Source organism: Caulobacter sp. HMWF025, from assembly GCF_003060965.1.
Classification (GTDB): Bacteria; Pseudomonadota; Alphaproteobacteria; order Caulobacterales; family Caulobacteraceae; genus Caulobacter.
Genome location: NZ_QAII01000135.1, coordinates 1 through 2,134, shown reverse-complemented (window position 1 = coordinate 2,134; position 2,134 = coordinate 1). Strand labels below are relative to the sequence as shown.

General features: G+C 69.9%; 4 protein-coding genes. 3 read left to right on the top strand and 1 reads right to left on the bottom strand.

Annotated elements, in window-relative coordinates; translation table 11 throughout:
* From DBR10_RS14320 to DBR10_RS14310, 3 genes are all read left to right on the top strand, one after another.
* Positions 1 to 452 (top strand): hypothetical protein (locus tag DBR10_RS14320; RefSeq protein WP_108556452.1); only part of this gene is annotated, 452 nt, incomplete at its 5' end.
* Complete coding sequence (locus tag DBR10_RS14315; protein ID WP_108504031.1) at positions 449 to 751, top strand: transcriptional regulator; 303 nt, start codon at positions 449 to 451, stop codon at positions 749 to 751. The genes DBR10_RS14320 and DBR10_RS14315, both read left to right, overlap by 4 nt.
* Entirely contained in the window at positions 748 to 1,053 is a 306-nt protein-coding gene (locus DBR10_RS14310) for a hypothetical protein (RefSeq protein WP_108504032.1), read from the top strand. The genes DBR10_RS14315 and DBR10_RS14310 overlap by 4 nt, the downstream gene beginning before the upstream one ends.
* Here DBR10_RS14310 and DBR10_RS14305 read toward each other — a convergent pair.
* Positions 1,028 to 2,134, bottom strand: a 1,107-nt coding sequence (locus DBR10_RS14305) for an FAD-binding oxidoreductase (protein WP_108556451.1), incomplete at its 5' end; no start/stop codon positions are given. The genes DBR10_RS14310 and DBR10_RS14305 overlap by 26 nt on opposite strands.

The window sequence follows — 2,134 nt, the reverse complement described above, 5'->3', positions numbered from 1 at the left end:
CCCACCCAGAGACCGACCCCGCCCGCATGCTGGCCGAGGTCGAGGCCGCCAGGGCCGAACTGGCCCGTCGCGCCGTCGCGCCCGTCTGGTACCACCCGGCCCTCGGCCTGCTGACCGGCGGCCTTGTCGCCGTCCAGGGCACGCAGCTCAGCTTTGTCGGGGCCTATTATGCCGCCTTCAGCATCGGCCTGGTCCTGCTGGTCGCGGCCTACAGGAAGCGCACCGGCCTTTGGGTCAACGGCTACCGGGCGGGCCGTACACGGGTCGTGGCCATCGGGATGGCCGTGACGGTTGCGCTGATCATGGTGGGCGTGCTCTGGCTGCAGAGAACGGCCGGGATCGCATGGGCCCCGCTGGTGGGCGGCGCGATCGCCGCCGTCATCGTCACCCTCGGCGGCTTTGTCTGGGAAGCCGCCTTCCGCCGCGACCTGGTCGAGGGCGGCGGCCTGTGACGGCGGAGCTCGATCCGGTGATCCATGCGCCCAACCGGCTGCAGATGTGCTGCATGCTGGCCGGCGTCGACGACATCGATTTTGCCACCCTGCGCGAGGCGCTCGACGTCAGTGAGTCAGTGCTCAGCAAGCACATCAAGACCCTGGAAGACGCCGGCTATCTGAAGATCCGCAAGACGCCCAGCGAGGGCCGGGTGCGCACCTGGCTGGCCCTGACGGCGGCGGGCCGCAAGGCGCTGAAGGGGCATCTGGCGGCGCTGAAGGCGCTGATGGCCGGTGCCGAAGGCGGCGTGGCATGAGCGACCGGACCCTGGCCCTGCTGGCGCAGTTCCCCTGGCTGCCGGCCATGATCCTGGCCGCCGCCGTGGTCGCCAGTACCCGCACCCTGCGCTATCGCCTGGCCTGGGCCGCCGCCTGTTTCGTCGGGGTCGGCGCGTTCTGGATGCAGCTGGAGACCCGGCGCTGGGGCTTCATACCGATCGCCGTCAACCTGCTGGGCCCCGGCCATGCGCCGGGCATGCTGAAGGCGACGATCCCGATCGGGGCCATCGTCGCCCTGACCCTGGCCTGGCGCTCTAGAACAAAACCCGGGGATTCATGATCCGCTGCGGGTCGAGGGCGTGGCGGATGGCCCGCAGGGCGGCAACCTCGACAGGGTCCTTGTAGGTCAGGGCCTCGGCGGTCTTCATCGCCCCAAGGCCGTGCTCGGCGCTGATCGAGCCGCCCAGATGGGCGGTGATGTCGTGGACGATCTTCGCCCCCTCGCTGCGCAGGGCATCATGGGCGTCGTCGTCACCGCCGAGCGGCCGGATGACGTCGTAGTGGACATTGCCGTCGCCGACATGGCCGAAGGCGACGATGCGGGTGCCGGGATAGGCCGCCTCGATCGCGCTATTGGCCCGGTCGATAAAGACCGGGATCTTCGAGACCGGCACGCTGACATCATGCTTCCAGGCCGCGCCTTCCGGCTTCTGGCCGGCCGAGTGGCCCTCGCGGATGTGCCAGAAGGCCTTGATCTGGGTATCGGTCTGGGCAACCGCCGCATCGCTGATCAGGCCGCGCTCCAGCGCCCCGGCCAGCAGCCGCTCCAGCGCTGCCTCGGCGACACCGGGCTCGCCGCTGGCGATCTCGATCAGCACGTACCAGGGATGGACCGACGACAGCGGGTCGCGCAGGCCCGGCACATTGCGGATCGTCAGCTCAAAACCCAGCCGGCCCATCAGTTCGAAGGCCTCGACGGCCCCGCCGGTCTCGTCCTTGGCCCGGGCCAGCAGCTGGATGGCGTCTTCCGGTGAACCCAGGCCGACGATCGCCACCGCGCGGGAGGCCAGCAGCGGGTGCAGCTTCAGCGCCGCCGCCGTGACCACACCCAGGGTGCCCTCGGCCCCGATCAGCATCTGCTTTAGGTCGTAGCCGGTATTGTCCTTGCGCAGCCGCTTCAGGCCATTCCAGATCTCGCCATTGGGCAGGACGGCCTCGAGACCCAGCACCTGCTCGCGCATCATGCCGTAGCGCAGCACCGCCGTGCCGCCGGCATTGGTCGAGATCAGCCCGCCAATCGTGCAGGAGCCTTCCGAGGCCACGCCGACCGTGAACCGCCGGCCCACCTTGGCCGCCTCCTCATGGGCCTGGGCCAGGGTGACACCGGCCTCCAGCACCATGGCATCGTCCAGCCCGTCGAC

Coding starts and splice junctions, on each gene's coding strand:
- DBR10_RS14310 (WP_108504032.1), top strand. CDS start 748: ATGAGCGACCGGACCCTGGCCCTGCTGGCGCAGTTCCCCTGGCTGCCG.